This window comes from Sphaerisporangium dianthi (assembly GCF_042654065.1).
GTDB classification, from domain to species: domain Bacteria; phylum Actinomycetota; class Actinomycetes; order Streptosporangiales; family Streptosporangiaceae; genus Sphaerisporangium; species Sphaerisporangium dianthi.
Genome location: NZ_JBHSFP010000058.1, coordinates 1 through 22558, shown reverse-complemented (window position 1 = coordinate 22558; position 22558 = coordinate 1). Strand labels below are relative to the sequence as shown.

Sequence of the window (22558 nt, the reverse complement as noted above, 5' to 3'; positions counted from 1 at the left end):
CCCCTGGAGATTCCCGAGCGTACAGACGGAGAGGACCGAGGGCGAGTATGCAGACGACCGGCGCCGGCGAGACGATGATCCGGACATCCGAGGAGGTCGCCGAGGCGCTCGCGGCCGGAGCCCCCGTCGTGGCGCTCGAGACCACGATCATCTCCCATGGCCTGCCGCAGCCCCGCAACCTCCAGGTCGCGGTGGAGCTGGAAGGGCTGGTCAGGGAGGCCGGAGCCGTGCCGGCGACCATCGCCGTGCTCGACGGGGTGGCCCGGGTGGGCCTGGACAAGGGCATGCTGGAACGGATCGCCACCGAGCCGGGCCTGCGCAAGCTCGGGTTCCGCGACCTGGCCATCGCCTCGGCGCTCGGGGCCAGCGGCGCGACGACGGTCTCGGCCACGGCCTTCCTCGCGGCGCGCGCGGGGATCCGGGTGTTCGCGACCGGCGGCCTCGGCGGCGTGCACCGCGCCTGGACGACGGACCAGGACGAGTCCGCCGACCTCGACATGCTCGCCAAGACCAGGATCACCGTCGTCTGCGCGGGCGTGAAGTCCATCCTGGACGTGCCGGCCACCCTGCAGCGGCTGGAGACCCGCGGGGTGAGCGTGGCCGGATACCGCACCGGCTTCTTCCCCGGGTTCTACCTGCACACCTCGGGGCTGCCGGTGGACTGGCGGCTGGAGACCCCCGAACAGGCCGCGGCCGTCATGCGGGCGCAGGACCGGCTGGGCGGTCCTGAGTCGGCGCTCATCGTCGCCAACCCGGTCCCGGCCGGCGAGCAGCTCGATCCCGAACTGCACGACCAGGTGCTGGCCGAGGCCCTGGCGGCGGCCGACCGTGAGGGGATCACCGGTCAGGCGATCACCCCGTTCCTGCTCGACTTCCTGGTGCGCGGCACCGCGGGAGCCTCGCTGGAGGCCAACCTGGCCGCCGTGCGCGGCAACACCCGCCTGGCCGGACGCATCGCCGCCGCCTGGGCCACGGCCTCCCCCCTCTCCCCCTCCACGACGGCCGCTCCGACGGCACCGGCCTCCCCGTCCGTGTCGGCACCGCTCTCCTCGTCCGCGCCGGAGCCGGCCTCACCGGCGGCGGAGGGCTGAGTGGCGGGCGGCCTGCTCGTCATCGGGGACGCCGTCACCGATGTCGTCGCCCTTCACCGGGTGCCGGTGGCCACCGGCACCGACACCCCGGCCGACATCGCCGTGCGTCCGGGCGGCTCGGGAGCCAACACCGCTTCCTGGGCCGCCCACCTGGGCGCGGACGCGCGGATCCTGACCCGGGTCGGCTACGACACAGGGCAGTGGCACATCTCCGAGCTGCGCGCGGCGGGGGTGCGGCCGCACGTGTCGGTCGACCCGGCGCATCCCACGGCGGTCGTGATCGCCATGGTGGACGCGAGCGGGGAGCGGTCCATGCTCACCAACCGGGGCGCGGGCGGGCGGATCGGGCCCGCCGACTGGGAGGACGACCTGCTGGAGGGCGTCGGCCGCCTGCACGTCTCGGGGTACACGCTGTTCGCGCGACCGGGGCTGGAGCTGGTGCGGCGCGCCCTGCGGGCCGCGCGCGGCCGCGGCGTGCCCGTCAGCGTCGACCCCGCGTCGACCGGACCGCTGCGCGCCTTCGGCGTCGGGCGCTTCCTCGACGAGACCGCCGCCGCCACCCTGGTCATCCCCAACCGGGACGAGGCCCTCCTTCTGGCCGGCGAGCCCCGGAAGCCTCAGGTGTCCGAGAGGGCCGGGGATTCCGGGGAGCCCGCGGAGCCCGGGAAGCCCGTGGAGCCCGAGGAGTGGGAGGAGTCCGGCCTCGAGGCCGCGGCGGCGGTGCTCAGCGCCCGATACGGAATGGCGGCCGTCAAGCTCGGCGCGTCCGGAGCCCTTCTCGCCGTCGCCGGACGAATCGTCCACCGCGCGGCCGCCATCGGACCCACCGCCACGGGGGCCGCCGGCAGGGCCGAAGCGAGCGTGGCGGGTACGGCGAGCATCGCGGGTGCGGCGAGCATCGCCGGTACGGCGGGGGTCGTCGACTCGACAGGAGCCGGAGACGCGTTCGCCGCCGGTTTCCTGACGGCGCTGCTGTCCGGCGAGCCCCCCGAGTCCGCTCTGGAAGCCGGCTGCCGGGCCGGCGCCGCCGCCGTCACCCGTCTCGGCGGGCGACCCCCGGCACGATCGTCCGTCCCGGCCCTCACGCCGGACCCGACCGGCCGGTGGAACGATGATCGCAAGTGAGGTCCGTGCCCCTTTGACTGCTTTCTGACGAACTGTCGTGTGGGCAGTGAGCCGGGCGGCCGGGGCGGTCGCGGGCGGGTCGGGGGGGTCCTCCGGTGACGACCCGGCGACCGATCCCGGGATCGGGGCGTCTATGCGACGTACCGGTCCGCACGACATTTCCGCAGGTCAAGCCGCATGACTAATGCTCATCGCCCCTCGAGCCCCCGACCCTCCTCGGCGGAGGGGAGCCCGGCGACGGTCGCAGCGGCGGGGCGGCCGGGGCGGAGGTCCGAGGGGAGGGCTAGGACTGTGTGCACCCGCGGGCAGCATGCGAGCCGCTATGTTCTCCCTTGATGACGCTAATTGATAGCCTCCGGCGTAAGCTGCACCATTAGCAACATGCGTCACACTCGGGAGGATGCGGTCAGCCGATGGACGCCGATTCAATGATCTGCCTGAGTGATCTCGTCCCGGCCCTTCGCTGGAGCCGACCTCAGCAGATCGCCGAAGTGCTCGCCGATCCCCGGCTGCCTGGGGGCTGGTGGGCGTCGGTCGCCCTCAGTCGTGCTCTGGGCACCACCGGTGTCGAGTGGCTCTGCGACCGCCTCTCGCGGCTGGCCGTCAGCCGCTGGGATCACCTGGCGCTGATGGACGTGCTGCCGGCCCTTCAGGTCCACGCGGTCGATCCGGGGCTGCCCGGCTGGCCCGAGCCGGCGCGGTCGGCCATCAGCGGCATGGGAGGCATCCAGCGCCTGCGCAGACTCAGCGCCGCCGACCTGCGGGTGCCCACGGGCCTCGTCTCCCCCGAGGTGATCATCACCGCCCTCTTCCGCGAGATCCTCGGCCGGGTGCCCGCCGTCTCACCGCAGGTGCCGCCGTCCGCCGTCGCGCCGGCCGCGACGCGGCCCGACGAGCGCACCGGCCCCCATCCCGTTCAGCCCGGCGCGGTCCTTCCCGGCCGGACGAGCGTGCCCCAGCAGGGTGTCCCGCAGCCGGGGCAACCCGCCGGAACGCGGCCCGCGCAACCGACCGGGCCCTACCCAGCGCAGCACACCGGGCCGCAGGGCCACCCCGCGGGCCTCCCGGCGGGGCCGCAGGGCTCGCCTTCCGGGCCGTTGCCAGGACAGCCCTCGGGCCCGTATCCGGCGCAGCACCCCGGGCAGCCCGCGGTGAACGGCGCGCCGCGAGCGGCGGCGCCCTTCTCCGAGGCGCCCCCGCCTCCCGCGCCGGTGACGCCTCCGCCGCCCCCGGTGTCGGACAACCCGCTCGTCCGGCTGGTCGACGCGGTGTTCCGCGAGTGGACGCCACTGGAGCGGGCCGTCGCCATAGAGCGGCTGTTCGCCGAGCATCCTGTCAGTCTCCGCACGCTCGCCCACGAGCTGCACGTCGACCGGGACGTGCTCTCGCAGGCACAGCGGGCCGCCGAAGAGCGGGTGCTGCAGTGGCTGCGCTCGCCGGAGTCCACGGCCGTGAGGGGTCACCTGTTCCGGCTCACCGAGTGGCTCGGCGTCGCCGCCACCGAGGACCAGCTGATCGGAGCCGATCCCGCGCATCCGATCCCGGTGCCCTCGCTCGGCACGCCGCTGTGGCGGGTTCTGGTGGCGCTCATGCCGGACCGCCGCCTGCAGGACGGCTGGCTGGTGGTCGGCGACCTCACCCGGCTCCGCGAGCGGACGGCGCAGTTGCTCGGCGACAAGACCTCCGGAGAGGACGCCGTCGAGCTGCTGGCCCAGGTCGGCATCCGCGCCCACTCGGCCCAGGCGTGGATCGACGCGCTGCCCAAGGTCATGACACGGCCGCCCGAGCCCGAGGCCACGACGACGAACGGGTTCGCGCCGCTCCCCCGCCGCACGCCGGGGGTCAACGGCCACCAGATGCGCGGCGGCCTGCCGATCCCCTCGGTCGCCGACAACCTGCCCGACGCCCATACGGCCCTGGCCGCGCTGACGGCGCTGTCCGGCCCGCCCCGGCCGCACCTGGTGCCCGAGCCGCGCGCGGCCACCCAGGCGCCGCTGCACAGCCCTTCGTCCGACCCGCGCCGGTGGCAGCGCATCGACGTGACCAGCGAGCACCTGCGCGGCGAGCCCGTGCCGGTGCCCGAGGGGTACGCGACGCAGCTCGGCATGCGCCCGGGCACGCTGCTGTCGGTGACCGGGCCGGGAGAGAACGCGGTGGTGCTGGTCTGGCGTGACCGCCAGCCGGTGTTCGACTCGCTCCAGCCGGTGCTGATGCGCCTGAACGCCCGGCCCGGCGACGCGGTGTACGTCACCGTGGACGGCTACCGCCTGGACGCCCAGCTCACCTCGTGATCCGGCCGCCGCGGGCCCCGGCCCGGGCCGGGGGCCCGTGGGCGGCGGTCAGGCCGGGCGGTCGGTCTTGAGCACCTTGCGGTAGTAGGTGCCGGCGGACTCGTACTCGAGGGCCTGGTAGAACTCGGGCGCCCGACGGGTGGCGAGCGCTATGTACCCGGCGTCACGGGAGCGCGCCCAGGTCTCGAACTCCTCCAGCAGGGCCCGGCCGAGGCCGCGCCGGCGGAAGCCGTGCTGGGTCATCGCCTCCTCCACCCAGGCGACGTGGCCGTTGGCGAACAGGGTGAGGTGGACGAAGCCGAGGAGGTAGCCGCGGACCACGCCGCCCACCGTGACCACCAGGAGCAGGGCGTCCGGGTTCTCCAGCAGGCGCGGGTAGGCCGCGTCGAACGCCGACCGCTGAGGGCGGAAGGACAGGGCGAACTCGCGGGTGAGCCCGAAGATCTCCTCGATGTCCTTCTTATCAGCCCTTCGCACCAGGAGATCATCAGAAGTCATGAAAAGGACTTTAGGGAGTCGGTGGCGGGTTCGTCCATTCGGCTTTCCGCCAGATGAGACCGTGACCTGTGGATCTGAAGGGTCCGGCGGGGCGGCCGAGGCGTTCGTGGCCCGCGCCGCGCCGGCGAAGGCGGCCCGCCCTGCGGGGCCGGGAGAAGCCCGGCACGGCGTGGCGGCGGGCCGGCCCGGCCGGCCGGCGCCGAGGACGGGAGGGAGATCAAAACGCCCTGTCTCTGCTCGGCATGGGGTAGCCGAGCTGCGCGGCCAGTTCGAGCTGGTCGTAATAGAGCCGGTGGCTGGACACGGCGCCGTTCTCCACCGTGCACACCGAGCAGCAGCGTATGGCGATGGGGCGGCCGGTCGCCTCGGCCACCTCGCCCTCGGCCAGGATCAGCGACCCCGTGTGCGTGCCCGTCACCATGAACTCCAAGATAGTGCTCTCACCCGCCGTGACCAGCAGCGAGGGGGTCACCACCGAGTCGGGGAAGGCTCCGATCCATTCGGCGTAGTAGGAGTAGATCTCGTCCAGCCCTTCGGCGATGCCGCCGGGCGCCACGGTGACCGCCCGGGGCGCGTAGCATCGCGTGATCTCCTCGACGTCGTGGCCGTTGTAGGCCTCGGTCAGCCGGACCATCACTTCACGTGTCTCGGACATCGGGACGGACCTTTCTCGCGGCAGGCGCCGGCGAAGAGGACGCACGGCGACGCGGCCGGCTCGGCGAGCCGGCCGGACGCGCCCCTCGACGCCCCCTCGCTTGCACGATAGCGCAGGTCACGGGACGGTGAGGTCCTTGTCGAGCGTGCCTTGGCCCGCGTCGCGCGCCCTATGCGGGCAAGCCGAGCTGGCGGGCGATCAGCATGCGCTGGACCTCGCTGGTGCCCTCGCCGATCTCCAGGATCTTGGCGTCGCGGTAGAAGCGGCCGACCGGGTATTCGTTCATGAAACCGTATCCGCCGAAGATCTGGGTCGCGTCGCGGGCGTTGTCCATCGCCGCGTTGGAGCTCACCAGCTTGGCGATGGCGGCCTCCTTCTTGAACGGCTCACCGGCCAGCATCTTCTCGGCGGCGTGGTAGTAGGCCAGGCGTGCGGTGTGCGTGCGCACCTCCATGTCGGCGACCTTGAACTGGATGGCCTGGTAGCGCCCGATCTCCTGGCCGAAGGCCCGCCGTTCCCCCACGTAGCGCAGGCATTCGTCGACGCAGCCCTGTGCCAGGCCGACCGACAGCGCGGCGATGGCGACGCGGCCCTCGTCCAGGGTCTGCAGGAACTGCGCGTACCCCCGGCCCCGTTCGCCGAGCAGGTTGGCCTCGGGCACCCGGCAGTCGGTGAAGGACAGTTCGCGGGTGTCGGAGGCCGACCAGCCGACCTTGGAGTACTTCTTGGACACCGTGAACCCGGGCGTGCCGGAAGGGACGATGACGGTGCTGATCTCGGGGGTGACGCGCCCGGAGCCGTCGGTCTTCTCGCGGCGGCCGGTGATGGCCGCGACGGCGACGAACCCGGTGATGTCGGTCCCCGAGTTGGTGATGAACGCCTTCGATCCGTTGATCACCCACTCGCCGCCGTCCAGCGCCGCCGTCGTGCGCATGCCGCCCGGCACGTCGGAGCCGCCGCCGGGCTCGGTCAGGCCGAAGGCGCCGAGCGTCTCCCCCGAGGTCAGCCGGGGCAGCCACTCGGCCTTCTGGGCGGCCGTGCCGAACCGGTGGACCGGCATGGCGCCCAGGGAGACGGCGGCCTCCAGGGTGATGGCCACCGAGGAGTCCACGCGGGCCAGCTCCTCGAGGGCCAGGCACAGGGCGAAGTAGTCGCCGCCCATGCCGCCGTGCTCCTCGGGGATCGGCAGGCCGAACAGTCCCATGCGTCCCATCTGGGCGACGATGTCGTACGGGAAGGCGCAACGCTCGTAGTAGTCGGCGATGACGGGGGCGACCACCTGCCGGGAGAACTCCTCGACGCTCTTGCGCAGCGCCTCGTACTCGTCGGTGAGCCGGTGCATGCTCTTCACTCCTCTTGTGCGGCCGGGGACGCGGAGGGTCTCCCCGCGGCCGGCTCGGACGCGTTCTCGGCCGCGGGTTGGGCGGCCTGCTTCGGCGCGGGCTCGCCGGCCAGGGCCTGGACGACGCGCGACGGACTCGGGCGGCCCAGCAGAGCGGCGAGCCACGCGCTGGTCTCCACCAGCGAGGCCAGGTCGACGCCGGTACGCACGCCGAGGCCGGACAGCATCCAGACCAGGTCCTCGGTGGCGAGGTTGCCGGTGGCGCTCTTGGCGTACGGGCAGCCGCCGATGCCGCCGGCGGAGGCGTCCACGACGGTCACCCCGCAGCGCAGCGCGGCCAGGGTGTTGACCAGGGCCTGGCCGTAGGTGTCGTGGAAGTGCACCGCGAGCCGCTCGGGGCCCACGCCGGCGTCGGCGAAGGCGCGCAGGAGGGCGGTGACGTGCCCGGGCGTGCCCACGCCGATGGTGTCCCCGAGGGACAGCTGCGCGCAGCCGAGGTCGAGCAGCCGCCTGCCGTTCCGCACCACCTGCTCGATCGGCACCGGCCCCTCCCAGGGGTCGCCGAAGCACATGGAAAGGTAGGCCCGGACGGCGAGCCCGTTGGCGCGGGCGCGCTCGACCACCGGGGTGAACATCGCGATCGAGCCCTCCACGCTGCGGTTGAGGTTGCGCTGGGCGAAGGTCTCGGTGGCGCTGCCGAAGATCGCGATGTCGGTGACACCGAGCCCGAGGGCCCGGTCCAGGCCGCGCTCGTTGGGGACCAGCACGGGGTAGCGCACCCCGGGCACGCGGTCCATGCGCTGGAGCACCTCCTCGGCGTCGGCCAGCTGGGGCACCCACTTGGGGTGGACGAAGCTGGTCGCCTCGATGGTGGTCAGCCCCGCGCGTGCGAGCCTCGCGACGAACTCGGCCTTGACCTCGGCGGGCAGGACCGTCTTCTCGTTCTGCAGGCCGTCTCTGGGCCCGACCTCGTAGATCGTCACCCGGCGGGGCAGGCCCTCCATCGGAGCCTGGAACGGTGCGCGCATCATGATCCTCCCTCCCCGGCAGGGGTGTCCGCCGGCACGGGGGCATCCGCCGGCACGGGAATGTCCACAGGAGCGGACGTGTCCGCGGGCGTGGGGATGTCCATAGGTTCGGAGCGGACGACGGCGAGCACGGCGTCCATGTCGACCGGCTGGCCGGCGCGCACGGCGAGTTCGGCGACGACCCCGTCGGCGGGGGCGGTGACGGTGTGCTCCATCTTCATCGCCTCGACGATCAGCAGCGGCTGCCCCTCGGTGACCTGCTCGCCGGGGACGACCTTGACCAGCAGCACGGTGCCCGGCATGGGGCTGCGCACCACACCGTCGCCCGCGCCGCCCGCCCCGGCGCGGGCGCCGCGCTCTCCCGCCTCGTGCGGGATGATCGACCACGACCGGCCGTCCCGGCCGAGCCAGACGGCGCCGCCGTCGAAGGCGCAGGCGTACCGGTAGGTCAGCCCGTCCACGGTCACCTGGACATCGTCGCCGTCCCACGCGAGCCGGGCCGGCATGGCGGGGGCGTCGCCGACGGCGACCTCGCACCCGCGGGCGGGCAGGCCGCGCACCTTGACCACCGCCCTCTCGCCGCGCGTCGCCGGCAGCCAGGTCGTCCAGGCCGGTTCGCCGACGCGCCAGCCGTCCGGCACCTCCCACGGATCGTCGCCGGCGCGCCCGGCGAGCCGGTCGTGCAGGACCAGCGCGGCCGCCGCCCACACCTCGGCGGGCACGGCGCCGCCGGGGCCGCGGGCGGCGGCGAGCAGGGAGTCGAGCCGCTGGTCGATCAGGCCGGTGCTGAGCCGGCCCGCCGCGACGTCCGGGTCGGCGAGCAGGGCGCGCAGGAAGGCGATGTTGGTGGTCACGCCGAGGACGGTGGTCGCGCCCAGGGCCGAGTCGAGCCGCCTCAGCGCCTGCTCACGGTCCGGCGCCCAGGCGATGATCTTGGACAGCATCGGGTCGTAGTCGCTGCCGACGGCCATGCCCGCCCCCAACCCCGAGTCCACGCGCACGTGCGGCTGATCGCCGGGTTCGGCGAGGGTGAGGACCCGCCCGCCTGTGGGCAGGAAGTCCCGCGCGGGGTCCTCGGCGTAGACGCGGGCCTCGACGGCGTGGCCGCGCAGCGCCACCTCGTCCTGGGCGAGCGGCAGCGGCTCGCCGGCGGCGACGCGCAGCTGAAGCTCCACCAGGTCCAGGCCGGTGACGAGCTCGGTGACGGGGTGCTCGACCTGCAGGCGGGTGTTCATCTCGATGAAGTAGGCGGGGTGCCCCGGTTCGTCGCCCGCGACGATGAACTCGACGGTCCCCGCGCCGACGTAGCCGACCGAGCGGGCGGCCCGCACGGCGTCCTCGCCCATCCTGCGCCGCGTCTCCTCGTCCAGCAGCGGGGAGGGCGCCTCCTCGACGATCTTCTGGTGGCGGCGTTGCAGGCTGCATTCGCGCTCGCCGAGGTGGATCACGTTGCCGTGCGCGTCGGCGAGCACCTGGATCTCGATGTGCCGGGGGCCGGCGATGTACCGCTCGACGAGCAGGGTGGCGTCGCCGAACGCGGCGGCGGCGGTGCGGCGGGCCGACTCGATCGCCCGCGGCAGCTCGCCGGCCGAGCGGACCACCAGCATGCCCTTGCCGCCGCCGCCCGCCGACGGCTTGACCAGCACGGGGAAGCCGATGCGCAGGGCGGCCTCCAGCAGGTCGCCCGGCTCGGCGCCGCCCGGGACGACGGGGACCCCCGCCGCCGCGACGGTGGCCTTGGCCCGGATCTTGTCGCCCATCGCCTCGACGGCCTCGGCGGGCGGGCCGACGAAGACGACGCCCTCCTCGGCGCACCGCCGGGCGAAGGCGGTGCTCTCGGCGAGGAAACCGTAGCCGGGGTGCACGGCCTGCGCGCCGGTCAGCTTCGCCGCCGCGAGGACCTCCTCGACGGCGAGGTAGCCCGACGGCAGCCGGACCGCGGCGTCGGCGGCGCGGACGTGCGGCGCGCCGGCGTCGGCGTCGCTGTGCACGGCGACGGACCGGACGCCGAGGCGCCGCAGCGTCCGGATCACGCGCAGCGCGATCTCGCCGCGGTTGGCGACCAGAACGGTGTCGAACATCGAAGGCATGGTCACATCCGGAAGACGCCGTAGCCGATGGGGTCGAGGGGGGCGCCGGCCGCGGCCGAGAGGGCCAGCCCGAGGACGGTGCGGGTGTCGAGCGGGTCGATCACGCCGTCGTCCCACAGCCGCGCGGTCGAGTAGTAGGGATTGCCCTGCTCCTCGTACCGCTCGCGGATGGCGCGCTTGAACTCCGCCTCGCCGTCCGAGCCGCCGGGGCGCACCGTCGCCAGCACGTTGGCGGCCTGCTCGCCGCCCATGACCGAGATGCGGGCGTTCGGCCACATCCACAGGAAGCGCGGAGCGTAGGCCCGGCCGGCCATCGCGTAGTTGCCGGCGCCGAACGAGCCGCCGATGACCACGGTGAACTTCGGGACGCGGGCGCAGGAGACGGCGGTGACCATCTTGGCGCCGTGCTTGGCGATGCCGCCGTGCTCGTAGGCCTTGCCCACCATGAACCCGCTGATGTTCTGCAGGAACACGAGGGGAATGGCGCGCTGGTCGCACAGCTCGATGAAGTGGGCGCCCTTGAGCGCCGACTCGCCGAACAGGATGCCGTTGTTGGCCACGACGCCGACCGGGTGGCCGTGGACGTGCGCGAAGCCGGTGACCAGTGTGGGCCCGTACTCGGCCTTGAACTCCAGGAACCGGCTGCCGTCGACGACCCGGGCGATCACCTCGCGGACGTCGTAGGGGGTGCGGGTGTCGGCGGGCACGATGCCGTACAGGTCGCGCGGGTCGTGCGCCGGCTCCTCCGGCCGGGCCCGCCGCCAGGGGGCGGGGCCGGGCGGGGGGAGGGTGGCGACGATGTCGCGGACGAGGGCCAGCGCGTGGGCGTCGTCGTCGGCGAGGTGGTCGGTGACCCCGCTGACCCGGGCGTGGACGTCGCCGCCGCCGAGCTCCTCGGCGGTGACCTCCTCGCCGGTGGCGGCCTTCACCAGCGGCGGGCCGCCGAGGAAGATCGTGCCCTGGCCGCGCACGATGACGGCCTCGTCGCTCATGGCCGGCACGTAGGCGCCTCCGGCGGTGCAGGAGCCGAGGACGGCGGCGATCTGCGGGATGCCGCGCCGGGACATGGTCGCCTGGTTGTAGAAGATGCGGCCGAAGTGCTCGCGGTCGGGGAACACCTCGTCCTGCAACGGGAGGAACGCGCCCCCTGAGTCGACGAGGTAGACGCACGGCAGGTGGTTGTGGAGGGCGACCTCCTGGGCGCGCAGGTGCTTCTTGACGGTGATCGGGTAGTACGTGCCGCCCTTGACGGTGGCGTCGTTGGCGACGATCACGCATTCTCTGCCGGAGACCCGCCCGACGCCGGTGATGATGCCCGCGGCCGGCGCCTCGTCCCCGTACAGGCCGGAGGCGGCCAGCGGGGACAGCTCCAGGAAGCGGGAGCCGGGGTCCAGCAGCGTGCCGACGCGGTCGCGCGGCAGCAGTTTGCCGCGCTCGACGTGCCGGGCCCGGGACCGCTCGGGACCGCCCAGAGCGGCGGCGGCCAGGCGTTCGCGCAGCTCGGCGGCCAGACGCTCGTTGACCTCCGCGTTGCGCTTGAACTGCTCGCCGTCCGGGCCCGCCGTCGTCCGGAGCACAGGGGCCATGGTCGCACGCACCTCCCATGGGTTAACGTCCGCTAACACCGCCTCGGATGTTAGTCATCATTAACTGATTCGTCTACTATTGCGGTTCATGACCGGTGTGCGGACTCCTAACCGCGTTCGAGGCTCCCGCCGCAGGGAAATCCTCGACGCGGCGGCCGCCCTGTTCGCCGCCCGCGGCTTCCACGGGGTGTCCATCGAGGAGATCGGCGGAGCGGTCGGCATCTCGGGGCCGGCGCTCTACCGCCACTTCAGCGGCAAGGAATCGCTGCTCGCCGAGATGCTGCTGGACATCAGCGAGCGGCTGCGCACCTCGGCGATGGAACGCGCCACCAGGGCCGCCGACGGGCAGGAGGCGCTGGACGCCCTGCTGGCCGGCCAGATCGACTTCGCGCTCGACCACCCCGCGCTGATCACGGTGCACGACCGCGAGCTGGGCAACGTCCCCGAGTCCGCCCGGCGGCAGATCCGGCGGCTGCAGCGGCTTTACGTCGAAGAGTGGGTGACGGTGCTGAGCGAGCTGTACCCGCGGGTGCCGCCGCCGCGGCTGCGCGCCGCGACGCACGCGATCTTCGGCCTGCTGAACTCGACCCCCCACAGCGCCGGGGAACTGCCCCGCGACGCCATGGCCGCCCTCCTGCACCGCATGGCCCGCGCGGCTCTCACCGACCTCGCCGGCCTCCCCGAGTAGCGTCCATCGGCGCCCGCCGATGGTTAACGACCGCTAACGCCCGGCCGGTATTGCAGATAACTCCCTCATGTCTTCTCATGTCCTATCGAGGGTTGTTTTTGCCAACTATCTAGATATATCGTCAACGTATCTCGATAGTTGGAAGATCGGTGAGATGGACGCTTCGAACTTCGCGGGACCGCTCAGCGCTTCGCAGGGGCCCCACTTCCCGCCGCGCGTGCGGCGCGGGGAAGTGCGGGCCGCCCTGCTGTCCCTGTTGAGCGAAGGGCCCCGCAACGGGTACCAGATGATTCAGGAGATCCAGCACCGCAGCCAGGGAGTCTGGCGGCCGAGCCCCGGATCGGTGTATCCGGCGCTCCAGCAACTGGAGGACGAAGGGCTGGTCGCCGGCGAGGAGTCCGGCGGCAGCCGCACCTACGCCCTCACCGGCGAGGGCCGCCGGCACGTCGACGCGCGCGTGCCCGGCGACCCGTGGTCGGAGGTCGCCCGGACGCTGCCCGAGGACATGATGGAGCTGCGGATGCTGTGGGGGCGGCTGAGCGAGGCGTTCGGCCAGCTCACGCAGGTCGCCAACCCCAGACAGGTGGCGGCGGCGCGCAAGCTGCTCAAGACCACGAGACGATCCGTCTTCGCGATCCTCGCCGACGACGATGACGAGGAGGAGGAACAGGAACCATGACGACAAGCGAGGCGCCCGCCGTCGCCGTACGAGGGCTGCGCAAGAGCTACGGCGACTTCGAGGCCGTGAAGGGCATCGACTTCGAGGTCCGCCCCGGAGAGGTGTTCGGCTTCCTCGGCCCGAACGGCGCGGGCAAGACCACCACGATCAGCATGCTGTGCACGCTCGCCCGGCCGACCGGCGGCCACGCGGCCGTGGCCGGGCACGACGTGGTCAAGGAGCGCGACGAGGTCCGGCGCAACATCGGGCTGGTCTTCCAGGACCCGACGCTGGACGGCTATCTGACCGCCGAGCAGAACCTGCGCTTCCACGCCGAGCTGTACGGGGTGCGGAAGGAGGCGGTCGGCGGGCGCATCAGGCAGGTCATGGAGATGGTCGCGCTCTGGGACCGCAAGGACGCCAAGGTGAACACCTTCTCCGGCGGCATGAAGCGCCGGCTGGAGATCGCCCGCGGCCTGCTGCACTCCCCGAGGGTGCTGTTCCTGGACGAGCCCACCGTCGGCCTCGACCCGCAGACCCGCTCCGCCATCTGGGGCTACATCAACAAACTGAGGCGCACCGAGGACATCACGATCTTCATGACGACGCACTACATGGAAGAAGCGGAGTACTGCGACCGCATCGCGATCATCGACCACGGCGAGATCGTGGTCGTCGACTCCCCCGAGGCCCTGAAGGCGAGCATCGGCAAGGACCGCGTCCAGATCCACACCGCCGACGACCACCTCGCGATCGCCGCGCTCGAGGAGCGCTTCGAACTGGAGGCGGCCCTGCGGGAGGGCGTGGTCACCTTCGCCGTCCCCTCCGGCGAGGCGTTCGTGCCCCGCCTGTTCGCCGAACTGGGCGTGCCGATCCAGTCGGTCAGCGTGTCCCGGCCGTCGCTCGACGACGTCTTCATGAACTACACCGGCTCCACGATCCGCGACGCCGAGGGCGAGAGCGTCGCTTCGTCGTGGATGCGCGCGATGGCGAGGAGGTGACCGTTGACCACGGACGTCAACGCATCAGGAGTGGTCCGGGTGCACGTCCCCGGGCGCAGCGTGCGGCATGACCTGCGCGCGATCAAGATCGTGCTGCACCGCGAGATGCTGCGGTTCGTCAACGACCGCACCCGCATGATGTCCACGCTGGTCCAGCCCGTGCTGTGGCTGTTCGTCATGGGCACCGGCCTGAGCATGCTGGTCTCGCGCGGCCCCGGGCAGGGCGTCGACTTCCGCACGTTCATCTACCCCGGCGTGATCGCCATGACCGTGATCACGACGGCGATGTTCTCCGCGGGCTCGATCGTGTGGGACCGCGAGTTCGGGTTCCTGCGCGAGATGCTGGTCGCCCCGGTCAGCCGCGCGTCCATCGTGATCGGCAAGTGCCTGGGCGGCGGCATCGTGGCGACCGGGCAGGGCGTCATCATCCTGGCCATGGCGGGCCTGGTGCACGTCCCCTACTCCCCTTCGCTGATCCTCATGCTGCTCGGCCAGATGTTCCTCGCCTCGTTCACCATCACCGCGTTCGGCGTGAGCCTGGCGGCCCGGATGAAGAGCATGCAGAGCTTCTTCGGGATCATGCAGATGGCCATCATGCCGATGATCTTCCTTTCCGGCGCGATGTTCCCGCTGGCCGGCCTGCCGGCGTGGCTGGCCCTGCTCACCAAGATCAATCCGCTCACGTACGCCGTCGATCCGATGCGCCACGCGGTCTTCACCCACCTGAACGTCAGCCCGCAGGCCGCCGCCGCGCTCAACCCGGGGGTCCACTGGTTCGGCTGGCGGGTCACGACCGGCGTCGAGCTCGCGATCGTGGCGCTGATGGGGGCCGCACTGCTCGGCGTCGCCATCGCCCAGTTCCGTCGCACGGACTGACCCGGGCCACCGGGCGGATCCCACCGCAGGACGGAAACGATCCGTGCCGCGGACCGGGAACGATCAGTGCCGCAGGACGCGACCGATCTGCGCCGCGGGATGGGGACGAATCCGTGCCGCAGGACGCGGACGGCCCGGGAGCACCATGCTCCCGGGCCGCCGCCGTCACCTCGCGGTGATCATCTCTGCGCCAGTGCTACTTCTTGACCTTCACGTAGTCGCTGGAGCTGCTGGAGGCCTCGGTGTCGTCGGTCCCCTTGAACTTGATCTTCCAGTAGCCGGAGTGCCACGCCTTGACCTTGGCGTAGAAGGCCCCGGCCCCGTTGGTGCCGACCGTCTTGACGTACTCCCACTTGCTGTGACCGGCGCGCTTGAAGTACAGCCCGACCTTCGCGTGGTCGTACGCGGCCCAGCTGTCGCCGTCCCAGACCTGCAGCTTGCCCGTGTTCTTGACGTACTTGCCGTACTTCACGGGCTCGGGGTAGGCGTTGAACTTGATGATGCGGGTGTCGGCGGGCTTCTTCACCTCACGCACTCTGACGTGCTCGGGGCGACTGCTCGTGCCCCGCACGCCCGGGGCGCCGGCGAAGACGGCGCGGAACCAGCCGGACTCGACGGCCTCGGTCCCGATCCAGAACCGGCCACCGCGGTCGGTCCAGTCATGCCCGACGGTCTCCCAACGGCGAGAACCGTCGGCCTTGAACAGCAGGGAGACCTTCTTGCCCCGGTAGCCGTCCCAGTCGCTCGCGCGTTCCACCGACAGGCGTCCGCGAGCCGCGAGCCGGTCGCCTTCGTCGACCGGGTCAGGGCCGACGCGGAAGCCGGAGATGTGGCTGTGCCAGACCTGCTTGACCAGGAAGTCATCGCTCGCCGTACCGGTGCCGACGGCACTGGTCGCCTTCGCGGTGACGTTCCACTTACCGGCGGCGTCCGACCGGGTGAACGTGCGCGTTCCCTGCCACTTCTGCTTGCCGTCGGTGTCGCCGACCTTCTTGGCCTCGACGTCGACGGTCGACCCGTTGGGCCGCTTCAGCGTGAAGCCACCAGTGGTGGCGCCGTCGACCAGGAAGGTGAAGGTGACGGCCTTGCCGTCCTTGTCGTACACGACGACCGTGCTCGGGCTCACGTCCACCGATGAGACGGTGGGCGCGGCCTGTACCACGGCCGTCGCAGGCGTGGCCACCAGAGCGAGTGCTCCGGCGCCCATCGCCAGCGCCACGATCATGGCGCGGATGCGTTGTAACACGGGGGATCCATCCTTCCCGTTGCCTTAACGCGGCATGAGGGTGCCACGTCATTCCTTTGGTAAGTAGGACGGCTAGGGGTTGACAGTGGTTGGTCCTCCTGACAAACAGTCATTAACCACTGTCAAATGACACGGCCCGCTCGGACACCGAGACAGTCTGGGCAAGCCACAGGACGTGACCCGGTGCGTGGCTACATAATCGGCCTTGTGGGCCGCGACACAGTAGAGACGCACTTCATCGAGTCGGTCGCCGCGATGATTCCCGGCAACCGCCGAGATCCAGGTCTGCCCGTGCGAGAGGGAACGGCGCTCACCGGCGCCCTGTGCCGCGACCTGTTCGAGATCCAGCTCTCCAGCAGGCTGCTCGACATCGCCGCCCGCTGGCTCCGCGAGCAGGGCGAGGGGTTCTACACCATCGGCTCGGCCGGGCACGAGGGCAACGCGGCGGTCGCGGCGGCCCTGCGCGTCACCGACCCGGCGCTGCTGCACTACCGCTCAGGGGCGTTCTACCTGACCCGGTCGGCGCAGGCCGGCCGCCTGGCGGAGGAAGGGCTGCGCGACGTGCTGCTCGGGCTCACCGCCGCGGCCGAGGAGCCCATGGCCGGCGGGCGTCACAAGGTCTTCGGCCACCCCGACCTGGCGATCATCCCGCAGACCTCGACGATCGCCAGCCACCTGCCCCGCGCGGTCGGCGTGGCCTTCGCCGTCGAGCGGGCCCGCAAGCTCGGCGTCCCCGGCGCCTGGCCGGACGGGTCGATCGCGGTCTGCAGCTTCGGCGACGCCTCGGCCAACCACGCGAGCGCGCTGACCGGGTTCAACACCGCGGCGTACTGCGCCTACCAGGGGCTGCCGCTCCCCATCCTGTTCGTCTGCGAGGACAACGGCATCGGCATCAGCGTGCGCACGCCGGGCGGCTGGGTCGAGGCCGCCGGCCACCCGCTGATCCCGCGTTTCCGCGCCGACGGCTGCGACCTCGCCGAGGCCTACGACGTGGCACGGCAGGCCGTCGAGCATGTGCGCACCCGCCGGTCGCCGGCGTTCCTGCACCTCCGCACCGTGCGCCTGATGGGGCACGCCGGCTCCGACGTGGAGTCGGCGTACCGCGCGCCGCGCGAGATCGCCGCCGACCTGGCCCGCGATCCGCTGGTCGCCACGGCGCGCACGCTGGTGGAGGCCGGCCTGGCCACGCCCGACGAGGTGGCCGGACGCTACGAGTCCCTCCGCGAGCACGTGCTGAAGCTCGCCCTCGAGTGCACCCGCCGGCCCCGGCTGGGGTCCGCGCGCGAGGTGATGGAGCCGCTCGCGCCCCGCCATCCCGCCCAGGTGGCGACACACGCGGCGCGGCGGGCGGCCGACCGCGGCCCGCTGTTCGGCGACACCCCGCCCGAGCGTGAGGGGCCGCTGACGCTCGCGCAGTCCATCAACCGCACGCTCGCCGACCTCATGGGCGCCCACCCCGAGATCATGCTGTTCGGGGAGGACGTCGCCCGCAAAGGCGGGGTGTACGGGGTGACCCGAGGGCTGCTCAAGCGCTTCGGCGCCGGCCGGGTGTTCGACACCCTGCTCGACGAGCAGTCCATCCTCGGGCTGGCCCTCGGCTCCGCGGCCTCCGGGCTGCTGCCCATCCCCGAGATCCAGTACCTGGCGTACCTGCACAACGCGCTGGACCAGCTCCGCGGCGAGGCGGCCACGCTGCGGTTCTTCTCCCAGGGCGCCTACCGCAACCCGATGGTCGTGCGCGTGCCCGGGTACGCCTACCAGAAGGGGTTCGGCGGCCACTTCCACAACGACAACTCCGTCACGGCACTGCGCGACATCCCCGGCCTCGTCGTCGCCTCGCCCGCCCGGCCCGACGACGCCGCGGCGATGCTGCGCACCTGCGTGGCCGCGGCGGCGGCCGACGGCGAGGTGTCGGTGTTCCTGGAGCCGATCGCGCTCTACAACACCCGCGACCTGATGGACGACGGCGACAACGGCTGGCTGTCCCCCTACGTCCCCCCCTCGCGGTGGCCCGAGACGCACGTGCCGATCGGGCGCGGCCGCTCCTACGGCGACGGCAGGGACCTCACCATCGTGACGTTCGGCAACGGCGTGCGCATGAGCCTGCGGGCGGCGATCCGGCTCACCTCCGAGGGGTTCGGCTGCCGGGTGCTGGACCTGCGGTGGCTGTCGCCCCTGCCCGTGGACGACCTGCTGCGCGCGGCCGACCTGACCGGCAGGGTGCTGATCGCCGACGAGACCCGCGGTTCGGGAGGCGTGTCCGAGGGGGTGCTCGCCGCGCTGACCGACGGCGGCTACACCGGCCGGGTGGCCCGGGTGACCTCCAGAGACAGCTTCGTCCCGCTCGGCGACGCCGCCGCCCACGTGCTGCTGTCGGAGTCCGACATCGAAGAGGCGGCCCGCAAGCTGCTCGGCTGATCAGGGATGGCGGCCGGTGAGCGCGAGGGCGCGGGCCTGCGGGTCGGCGTCGTCCGGCACCGGCACCGGCTCGCCGAACATGCCGCTGCCGGCGAGCGCGTCCTTCATCGGCAGCAGATGTTCGTACGCCGCGATCATCAGCCGGGGGTCGACGCGGTCGTCGGCGCCGAGGCCGCGAGCCAGGTCCCAGGCGTGAATGGTCAGGTCGGCGGTCAGCTCCATGCAGTAGTGCCGGGCGCTCACCGTCGCGTAGGACAGATGGACGTCCCGGTCGAGCGCCCCTGGCTCGGCCAGCGCCCGCTGCGCGGCCGCGGAGGCCTCCTCCCAGGCGGCCACCGGATCGTCGCCGAGCCGGTCGCCGTCGAAGCGACCGCCGACGCTCTCGACCGTCTCCCCCGCCAGCAGCGGCGGCACCCACAACTGCTCGGCCACCAGGTGGTTCACCAGGTCGCGGACGGTCCACTCCGAGCAGGGGGTCGGGGCGTCCCACATGCCGCCGGCGATCATCCCCACCCGCAGGCCGAACTCGTCCATCGCGACGGCGTGCAGTTCCAGAAGGCGTTCCTCCATACGCGGGGACCTACCCCGAATGCGCGCCCCGTCCCGCCCGGTCGCACCGCGACGAACCGGAGCCGGCCATCGCGGGCCCGACCGTTCGCGGCGGGCCGGAGTGCTCGCGGCGGGCCAGACCGGTCGCGGTGGGCCAGAGTGCTCGCGGCGGGCCAGAGTCTCGCGGCGGGCCACTGCGGTGCCGGCTGGCCACAGCGGCGCCGCGGCCACAGCGGCGCCGCGGCCAGAGCGGCCGCCGTGATCAGAGCGGCCGCCGTGATCAGAGCGGCCGCCGTGATCAGAGCCAGTCGCGGCGCTTGAAGACCAGATAGAGGGTGGCGCAGACCGCCGCCATGAGGGCGACGGCGAACGGATAGCCGTACACCCAGCCGAGCTCCGGCATGTGGGTGAAGTTCATGCCGTAGATCGTGCCGACGAGGGTGGGGGCGAACAGGATGGCCGCCCAGGAGGAGATCTTCTTGACCTCCTCGCTCTGCGCGTAGCTCGCCTGGGTGACGTTCTTCATCTCCTCGTTCTGCGCCTGACTGACCAGAGTGGAGTTCACGATGAGGATGTCCTGGAGCATCTGCCGGAAGTTGTCCACCCGCTCCACCACGGTGATCGCGTGGTCGGCCACGTCCCGCAGGTAGCGCTGCAGCTCGCCGTCGACGCCGTACTTCGGCGAGCCGGCGATCAGGTTGCTCAGCATGTCCAGCAGCGGCCTGGTCGCGCGCTGGAACTCGATGACCTCGCGGGACAGGGCGTAGATGCGCCGCGGCGCCGCCGGGTCGCCGCCGAAGACCTGCACCTCGATCTCGTCGATGTCCTTCTGCAGGCCCGCCACGACCGGCGCGTAACCGTCGACCACCGCGTCCAGGATCGCGTAGAGCACCGCCTGCGGCCCCTGGCGCAGCAGGTCGGGGTCGTTCTCCATCCTGCGCCGCACCTTGCTCAGGTCGGGCGCCTCGCTGTGGCGCACCGTGAGCACGAAGTCGCGGCCGACGAAGACGTGCAGCTCGCCGAACTCGACCTTCTCCGGCGAGTCGAGGTACTGCGCGGCCCGCAGCACCAGGAAGAGCGTGTCGCCGTACCGGTCGGCCTTGGGCCGCTGGTGGGCGACGATGGCGTCCTCGACGGCGAGCTCGTGCAAGCCGAACTCGTCGGCCACCTTGAGGATCTCCGACTCGGCCGGGCGGTACAGGCCGATCCACGCCATGCTGCTCTGCCGGGATCGCAGTGCCGCCACGGCCTCGGCCAGCGACGGCGGAGTGTCCACCCGCTTGCCGTCGACATAGATCGCGTTGTCGATCACGCTCTGCCGCGCGGCCGGCGCGTCGACCCCCTGAGGCCTCGGGTCCATCGAATGCTCAGGGGCGACCTCGTGTTCGCCTCCCCTCACGACCGGCCCGCGCATCAGATCTCTCAGCCCGCGCACACGACGATCCGACATCGGACACCTCCCCTGAACGCTAGGGGCGGTCACGAACATGCAACCGGTACGACCCGCCCGTGTCAGACCTTAACCCGATATGGGCGACCCACTGCGCAGGTACTCGTCGAGCCGGTGACGCGCTCTGTCGCGGACCTTGCGGCGCAACGCCGGAGTCCAGCCGACCAGCATCCCGGTCGGCTTGCCCAGCGCCAGCCTCGACCAGTCACGGAAGTCGAAATCGTCGTGATGGCGCACGATCAGCCCGTCCTCGAACCGGAACTGCGCCTGCACCTGGTTGACCACCCGCCTGCCGCTGCGCCGCAGGACATAATCGGCCGACCATCGCGCGCCGCCCGAGTGCTCGTCGGCCGTGATGTCCCACGCCGATACCTGAAGGTCGGTCACGGACGCGAGCAGCATGCTCCACATGCCCACGACGAGGTCACGGCCCTCCAGTTCGAGGAAGACCGGATCGCCGAAGCTGATCTCCGGGTGGTAACACCGTGCGAGGGCGTCGGTGTCGCCGCATGCGAAGGCATCGAAGAACCCGCGGATCACCTGCTGGTGTTTCCCGGGCCGCGACGCCGGTGTACGGGAGTTTGACACTCCCCCAGCTTAGAGCGCTTTTTCCCGATCGCCGATCCCGTTATGGCGGCAAAGCGACGTGGTTATGCCAGCAGGGCGATCCGGTTATGCCTGCGGACCGCCAAAAGCAGGCCATCGCCGCCCCGTCCTGCGACGACATGCGGCAACCCTCGAGATCCGCCCATGTCCCACCGTAGCGGCCCCCCGCACCCCCGGCTGACCGCCCCCAGACGCACCCGAGGACCGAATGTTGTTCTAGTCGGACACGTCACATGCCGTGTCAGCGGGCATGCGAGGCTATGTCCGCGCGTTCTCGCCCGCGGCCCGATCCGGCGGCGCACTCGATGGAGGTGGACCCTGCAGACGTTCAGCGGTCTCTGGGAACGGCTGACCACCGTGCAGCCGGATCCGCCGATGTGGATCACCGCTCTGGCCGCGCTCGCCGCCCTGGGTGTGGTCGTCTATCCCACGTCATGGCACATATCCAGAGGTCTGATCACCGTCGCGCACGAGGGAGGGCACGCCCTCGTGGCGCTGCTCACCCGGCGCAAGCTCCAGGGCATCCGCCTGCACTCGGACACTTCTGGTGTCACTTTGACCCGTGGACGTCCCACCGGGCCGGGCATGATCTTCACGGCGGCCGCAGGGTACGTGGCCCCCTCGCTGCTCGGGCTGGCCGCCGCGTGGCTCACCGCCCTCGGGTACATCACGATCCTGCTCTGGACGATCCTCCTGCTGCTGGCGTGCATGCTGCTGATGATCCGCAACGTCTTCGGGGTGGTGTCGCTCCTCACGATCGGCGGAGCGGTGTTCGTGCTGTCGTGGTTCGCCCCGCCCGATATCCAGTCGGTGGGCGCGCAGCTCACCGCGTGGTTCCTGCTGATCGGCGGTGTCCGTCCCATCCTGGAACTGCGCAGCAAGCGCCGGCGAGGCCGCGCCCCCGACTCCGACGCCGACCAGCTCGCGCGGCTGACCCCGTTCCCCGGCGGGTTCTTCGTCTTCCTGTTCCTGCTGATCTCCGGCGCGGCGCTGATCATCGGCGGCTACCTGCTGACCCCCTTGGAAGTGCTGAACCTCCTGAACACCGCCTGACCGGCCCACCCCCACGGCCGCAGGGAGGACTGGGCGCTCGTCATCCTCCGACGCCGCGCCGCAGGCTCACCCCCACGCCCGTGGGGGTGAGCCGCCCGGACACGGAGGCCGACACGTCGCGGCTCCGTCCTCCCCACGCCCGTGGGGGTGAGCCGGGAGCATGGATGATTATCACCGTGTGGACTTACTGATCGTTTCAGAATGAGGTTCGCAGGCGGCGGAGGCATATGAGGCTGCAGGCCAGTTCGAGCAGCCCGTGGTGGAGGTCGGCGCGTCGTTCGTAGCGGGTGCGGAGTCGTTTGAACTG

General features: G+C 71.9%; 19 protein-coding genes and 1 pseudogene. 9 read left to right on the top strand and 11 right to left on the bottom strand.

Annotated features, from left to right (window positions below):
- Positions 1-47: 47 nt before the first annotated feature.
- The 3 genes from ACFO60_RS39030 to ACFO60_RS39020 all read left to right on the top strand — a co-directional run bounded on the left by ACFO60_RS39030 (position 48) and on the right by ACFO60_RS39020 (position 4507).
- Positions 48-1091, top strand: coding sequence for a pseudouridine-5'-phosphate glycosidase (locus tag ACFO60_RS39030; RefSeq protein WP_380851943.1), 1044 nt, complete (start codon positions 48-50; stop codon positions 1089-1091).
- A complete protein-coding gene (locus ACFO60_RS39025) occupies positions 1092-2216 on the top strand; it encodes a carbohydrate kinase family protein (protein ID WP_380851940.1) in 1125 nt (374 codons plus the stop codon).
- Between the two features lie 413 nt (positions 2217-2629).
- Positions 2630-4507, top strand: a complete 1878-nt coding sequence (locus ACFO60_RS39020) for a hypothetical protein (protein ID WP_380851937.1) — start codon at positions 2630-2632, stop codon at positions 4505-4507.
- A gap of 48 nt (positions 4508-4555) precedes the next feature.
- On the opposite strand, the gene ACFO60_RS39015 is transcribed toward ACFO60_RS39020, so the two are convergent.
- The 6 genes from ACFO60_RS39015 to ACFO60_RS38990 form a co-directional block, all read right to left on the bottom strand.
- Positions 4556-5005: a GNAT family N-acetyltransferase gene (locus ACFO60_RS39015; protein ID WP_380851934.1), complete on the bottom strand. Its 450-nt coding sequence runs from the start codon at positions 5003-5005 to the stop codon at positions 4556-4558.
- A 217-nt stretch (positions 5006-5222) separates the two neighbouring features.
- Entirely contained in the window at positions 5223-5660 is a 438-nt protein-coding gene (locus ACFO60_RS39010) for an ester cyclase (protein ID WP_380851931.1), read from the bottom strand.
- A 169-nt stretch (positions 5661-5829) separates the two neighbouring features.
- Entirely contained in the window at positions 5830-7002 is a 1173-nt protein-coding gene (locus ACFO60_RS39005; RefSeq protein WP_380851928.1) for an acyl-CoA dehydrogenase family protein, read from the bottom strand.
- A gap of 5 nt (positions 7003-7007) precedes the next feature.
- The gene (locus ACFO60_RS39000) at positions 7008-8033 is read right to left on the bottom strand and encodes a hydroxymethylglutaryl-CoA lyase (protein WP_380851925.1); all 1026 of its coding nucleotides are present in this window, start codon (positions 8031-8033) and stop codon (positions 7008-7010) included.
- Entirely contained in the window at positions 8030-10111 is a 2082-nt protein-coding gene (locus ACFO60_RS38995) for an acetyl/propionyl/methylcrotonyl-CoA carboxylase subunit alpha (RefSeq protein WP_380851922.1), read from the bottom strand. Before ACFO60_RS38995 ends, ACFO60_RS39000 begins: the two co-directional genes overlap by 4 nt.
- A gap of 11 nt (positions 10112-10122) precedes the next feature.
- On the bottom strand, positions 10123-11706 hold the full coding sequence (locus tag ACFO60_RS38990) for a carboxyl transferase domain-containing protein (protein ID WP_380851919.1): 1584 nt from the start codon (positions 11704-11706) through the stop codon (positions 10123-10125).
- Between the two features lie 88 nt (positions 11707-11794).
- Between ACFO60_RS38990 and ACFO60_RS38985 the strand changes: the two genes are divergently transcribed.
- The 4 genes from ACFO60_RS38985 to ACFO60_RS38970 all read left to right on the top strand — a co-directional run bounded on the left by ACFO60_RS38985 (position 11795) and on the right by ACFO60_RS38970 (position 14929).
- Positions 11795-12394, top strand: a complete 600-nt coding sequence (locus tag ACFO60_RS38985) for an SACE_7040 family transcriptional regulator (protein WP_380851916.1) — start codon at positions 11795-11797, stop codon at positions 12392-12394.
- A 154-nt stretch (positions 12395-12548) separates the two neighbouring features.
- The gene (locus ACFO60_RS38980) at positions 12549-13073 is read left to right on the top strand and encodes a PadR family transcriptional regulator (RefSeq protein WP_380851913.1); all 525 of its coding nucleotides are present in this window, start codon (positions 12549-12551) and stop codon (positions 13071-13073) included.
- Complete coding sequence (locus tag ACFO60_RS38975; RefSeq protein ID WP_380851910.1) at positions 13070-14053, top strand: ATP-binding cassette domain-containing protein; 984 nt, start codon at positions 13070-13072, stop codon at positions 14051-14053. The genes ACFO60_RS38980 and ACFO60_RS38975 overlap by 4 nt, the downstream gene beginning before the upstream one ends.
- Positions 14054-14056: 3 nt before the next feature.
- Positions 14057-14929, top strand: a complete 873-nt coding sequence (locus ACFO60_RS38970; protein ID WP_380851907.1) for an ABC transporter permease — start codon at positions 14057-14059, stop codon at positions 14927-14929.
- A gap of 196 nt (positions 14930-15125) precedes the next feature.
- On the opposite strand, the gene ACFO60_RS38965 is transcribed toward ACFO60_RS38970, so the two are convergent.
- Complete coding sequence (locus ACFO60_RS38965) at positions 15126-16175, bottom strand: hypothetical protein (RefSeq protein ID WP_380851904.1); 1050 nt, start codon at positions 16173-16175, stop codon at positions 15126-15128.
- A gap of 207 nt (positions 16176-16382) precedes the next feature.
- On the opposite strand from ACFO60_RS38965, the gene ACFO60_RS38960 reads away from it, so the two are divergent.
- Complete coding sequence (locus tag ACFO60_RS38960; RefSeq protein WP_380851901.1) at positions 16383-18593, top strand: thiamine pyrophosphate-dependent enzyme; 2211 nt, start codon at positions 16383-16385, stop codon at positions 18591-18593.
- On the opposite strand, the gene ACFO60_RS38955 is transcribed toward ACFO60_RS38960, so the two are convergent.
- From ACFO60_RS38955 to ACFO60_RS38945, 3 genes are all read right to left on the bottom strand, one after another.
- The gene (locus ACFO60_RS38955) at positions 18594-19163 is read right to left on the bottom strand and encodes a TIGR03086 family metal-binding protein (RefSeq protein ID WP_380851898.1); all 570 of its coding nucleotides are present in this window, start codon (positions 19161-19163) and stop codon (positions 18594-18596) included. It abuts the gene before it with no gap.
- A 277-nt stretch (positions 19164-19440) separates the two neighbouring features.
- Positions 19441-20592, bottom strand: a complete 1152-nt coding sequence (locus tag ACFO60_RS38950) for a magnesium and cobalt transport protein CorA (RefSeq protein ID WP_380851895.1) — start codon at positions 20590-20592, stop codon at positions 19441-19443.
- A 69-nt stretch (positions 20593-20661) separates the two neighbouring features.
- Positions 20662-21180 (bottom strand): nuclear transport factor 2 family protein, encoded by a 519-nt coding sequence (locus ACFO60_RS38945; protein WP_380851892.1) that lies wholly within the window; start codon positions 21178-21180, stop codon positions 20662-20664.
- 393 nt (positions 21181-21573) lie between these two features.
- On the opposite strand from ACFO60_RS38945, the gene ACFO60_RS38940 reads away from it, so the two are divergent.
- A complete protein-coding gene (locus ACFO60_RS38940) occupies positions 21574-22251 on the top strand; it encodes a M50 family metallopeptidase (RefSeq protein WP_380851889.1) in 678 nt (225 codons plus the stop codon).
- 196 nt (positions 22252-22447) lie between these two features.
- Here the strand turns inward: ACFO60_RS38940 and ACFO60_RS38935 are convergent.
- Positions 22448-22558: pseudogene (locus ACFO60_RS38935) on the bottom strand (IS5/IS1182 family transposase); the annotation flags it as partial.